General features: G+C 71.0%; 4 protein-coding genes and 2 pseudogenes. 2 read left to right on the top strand and 4 right to left on the bottom strand.

Annotation, left to right across the window (positions count from 1 at the left end):
• Positions 1-43: 43 nt before the first annotated feature.
• Positions 44-238 (bottom strand): hypothetical protein, encoded by a 195-nt coding sequence (locus tag GH736_RS20625; protein ID WP_159606652.1) that lies wholly within the window; start codon positions 236-238, stop codon positions 44-46.
• A 162-nt stretch (positions 239-400) separates the two neighbouring features.
• Here GH736_RS20625 and rpsO point away from each other — a divergent pair, with 162 nt between their 5' ends.
• On the top strand, positions 401-670 hold the full coding sequence (gene rpsO, locus GH736_RS20620) for a 30S ribosomal protein S15 (protein ID WP_159606651.1): 270 nt from the start codon (positions 401-403) through the stop codon (positions 668-670).
• 140 nt (positions 671-810) lie between these two features.
• Here the strand turns inward: rpsO and GH736_RS20615 are convergent, their stop codons facing one another.
• Positions 811-1,356 carry a CGNR zinc finger domain-containing protein gene (locus tag GH736_RS20615; RefSeq protein ID WP_159606650.1) on the bottom strand — a complete coding sequence of 182 codons (546 nt, stop codon included), beginning with the start codon at positions 1,354-1,356 and terminating at the stop codon, positions 811-813.
• On the bottom strand, positions 1,340-1,768 hold the full coding sequence (locus GH736_RS25305; protein ID WP_235934567.1) for an LssY C-terminal domain-containing protein: 429 nt from the start codon (positions 1,766-1,768) through the stop codon (positions 1,340-1,342). The genes GH736_RS20615 and GH736_RS25305 overlap by 17 nt, the downstream gene beginning before the upstream one ends.
• Positions 1,769-1,841: 73 nt before the next feature.
• Here GH736_RS25305 and GH736_RS20605 point away from each other — a divergent pair.
• Positions 1,842-2,561: pseudogene (locus GH736_RS20605) on the top strand (aminotransferase class V-fold PLP-dependent enzyme); the annotation flags it as partial.
• A gap of 105 nt (positions 2,562-2,666) precedes the next feature.
• On the opposite strand, the pseudogene GH736_RS25655 reads toward GH736_RS20605, so the two are convergent.
• Positions 2,667-2,792: pseudogene (locus tag GH736_RS25655) on the bottom strand (2,3,4,5-tetrahydropyridine-2,6-dicarboxylate N-succinyltransferase); the annotation flags it as partial.

The raw sequence follows: 2,792 nt of genomic DNA, 5'->3' as shown, positions 1-2,792 counted from the left end.
GGCGGCGCTGGGTGGCCGCGGCCGAGCGGCGGACGTGCGCGGCTCAGGGCGTGGGGCGCTTGCGCAGGCCCAGCACCACGAGCACGATGCCGACGATCGCGATAATCGGTCCGAGGACCGCCCACAGGGTCGAGCCCGACATGGCGCTGCCGCCGACCACGCCGAGTCCCTGCAGCGTGAAGAGCAGGCCGAGCAGCGCGACGATGACGCCGATCGTGATGAGGACGGGCTTGCTCATGGGGACTCCTTCGTGGGGCGGGGGAGCGGGTCGCCGGGTGGGCGGCCACGCGGCATCCGCTCTGGTAGACTCCTGAGGTTGCCGTGAAATCGGCCGCGCATCAAGAGAGCCCAGGCATTCGGCCCCGGGCAGCGCGCAACAAGGAGAAAGGGGATCCCATCTATGGCACTTGAAGCTGATGTCAAGAAGGCGATCATCGAAGAGTACGCGACGCACCCCGGTGACACTGGATCCCCCGAGGTCCAGATCGCGCTCCTCACGAAGCGAATCAAGGACCTCACCGAGCACCTGAAGGAGCACAAGCACGACCACCACTCGCGTCGTGGCCTGCTCCTCCTCGTCGGTCAGCGTCGTCGTCTGCTCGGCTACCTCGCCGATGTGGACATCACCCGCTACCGCACGCTCATCGAGCGTCTCGGCCTGCGCCGCTAAGCATCACTCCGCCGCACCCGTGCGGCGATGCGGCTCTCGGTGATACCGCGAACTTCTTGCGAAGGCCCCCGTCCTGCACTCTCGAGTGCGGCCGGGGGCCTTCGTCATGCACGCCGTCGTCAGGCGGTGCGGCGCCGTCGTCAGGCGGTGCGGGCGCGGTAGGCGCGCACGGCCATGCGGTTGCCGCAGCGCGTGGAGCAGAACCGGCGCGAGCCGTTCTTCGAGAGGTCGAGGAAGATGCCCGAGCAGTCGTCGGCGGCGCACGCGCGCATGCGGTCGGTCCCATCGGCGCGGATGACGTCGACGAGCGCCATGGCGGCCTCGACCAGGATGCGCTCGGCGAGCGGTGTCTCGGACGAGGTCGCATGGATGTGCCAGTCGAGCGTGTCGTGGCGCACGAGCCGCGGGACCGCGTTCGCCTCGGCGAGGATCTCGTTCACCGCGACCACGGCGTCGTCGCGGTCGAGCGCCCACAGCGCACGCAGCCGGTCGCGCGCGGCGACGACCTCGGCGAGCTCGCGGGCGTCGCCGTCGCGCCGGCCGGAGTAGATCCAGGCGTCGAGCAGGGCGCCGAGCTGGTCGGGCGTGGCGAGCTCGTCCGCACCCGATTCGGAGGCCTCGGGCACGGTGTCGGCGAGGGCGGCGACGAAGTTCAGCGCCGAGACCGTGTCATCGGTGAAAATCATTTGACTCCTGACATCCGGAACCGCTAACGTCATCAGCATAACGGTGTTCGCCCATGACGGCGGCGAGTTCCATGAACTTCGCGCCGCGCACCGCGAGGTTCACGGGATCGCCGAGCAGCCCGTCGCTCGTGCGCGCACGACCGATGAAGTAGTCGGGCACGTAGATCGTGGTGAGGATGCGGTGCAGGCGCGGCAGCACGAGGTAGGCGAGCAGCGCCCAGAACAGGACGAAGCCGAGGATGCCCCACCAGCCGAAGGTGAACGACTCGGTGAACAGCAGGAAGGCCAGCCAGATCGCCGCGAGCCCGGCGAACACGAAGAAGAAGCCGTCGAGCAGCGCGCTGAACGAGACCCGGCGCTGCGGCGCCGCCTCGACCCTCGCACCGGATGCCTCGGCGCCCACCCCGCCCATGACTGCATGCTAGCCCGCAGGCGCGCACGAACGCCCGCTCGTGCGGCCTGCCCCTCGTGATTAGGCTGCCCGCATGGCCTACGACGTCGCGCGCATCCGTTCGCTGTTCCCCTCGCTCGAGAGCGGGTGGGCGCACTTCGACGGGCCGGGCGGCACGCAGACCCCGCGCGCCGTGGGCGACGCCGTGGCATCCGTGCTCACCGGGCCGCTCTCGAACCGCGGCACCATCGGCGAGTCGGAGGAGCGGGCCGAGGCGGCCGTGCACCGGTTCCGGCTGGCGATGGCCGACCTGCTCGACGCGCACCCCCGCGGCATCGTCCACGGTCGCAGCGCGACGCAGCTGACCTACGACTTCTCGCGGCACCTCTCACGCGAGTGGGGCCCGGGCGACGAGGTCGTGGTGACGCGTCTCGACCACGACGCGAACGTGCGGCCGTGGGTGCAGGCGGCGGAGCACGCGGGCGCGACGGTGCGCTGGGTCGACTTCGACCCCGACACCGCAGAGCTGTCGACGGATGCCGCGGCCGCGGCGCTCTCGGATCGCACCCGGGTCGTCGCGGTGACCGGCGCCTCGAACCTGCTCGGCACGATGCCCGACGTGGCCGGGATCGCGGCCGCGGCGCACGACGCCGGGGCCCTCGTGTTCGTCGACGGCGTGCACCTCACCGCGCACGAGCTGCCGGCGGTCGGTGAGCTGGGCGCCGACTTCTTCGTGTGCTCGCCCTACAAGTTCCTCGGCCCGCACTGCGGCGTGCTTGCGGCCCGGCCGGAGCTCCTCGAGCGGATCCTTCCCGACAAGCTGCTGCCGGCGACCAACGTGGTGCCCGAGCGGTTCGAGTTCGGCACGCTCCCCTACGAGCTGCTGGCTGGTGTTCACGGGGGCGTGAGCGAGCCCTGCCGCGCGCTGCAGCGTCGGCCGCAGGCGGTCGAAGTCGGCCGGATGCACCGGGCCGGCGTTCGTCCACACCACGGCGGGCAGGTGCGCGAAGATCCCGTCGAGGTTCACCTCGTTCGGTCGTGCCAG

The sequence above is a fragment of the Agromyces humi genome (assembly GCF_009720255.1).
In the GTDB taxonomy this organism is placed as follows: domain Bacteria; phylum Actinomycetota; class Actinomycetes; order Actinomycetales; family Microbacteriaceae; genus Agromyces; species Agromyces humi.
The sequence above is the reverse complement of the archived record's forward strand: the minus strand, read 5'-3'. Positions and strand labels throughout refer to the sequence as shown.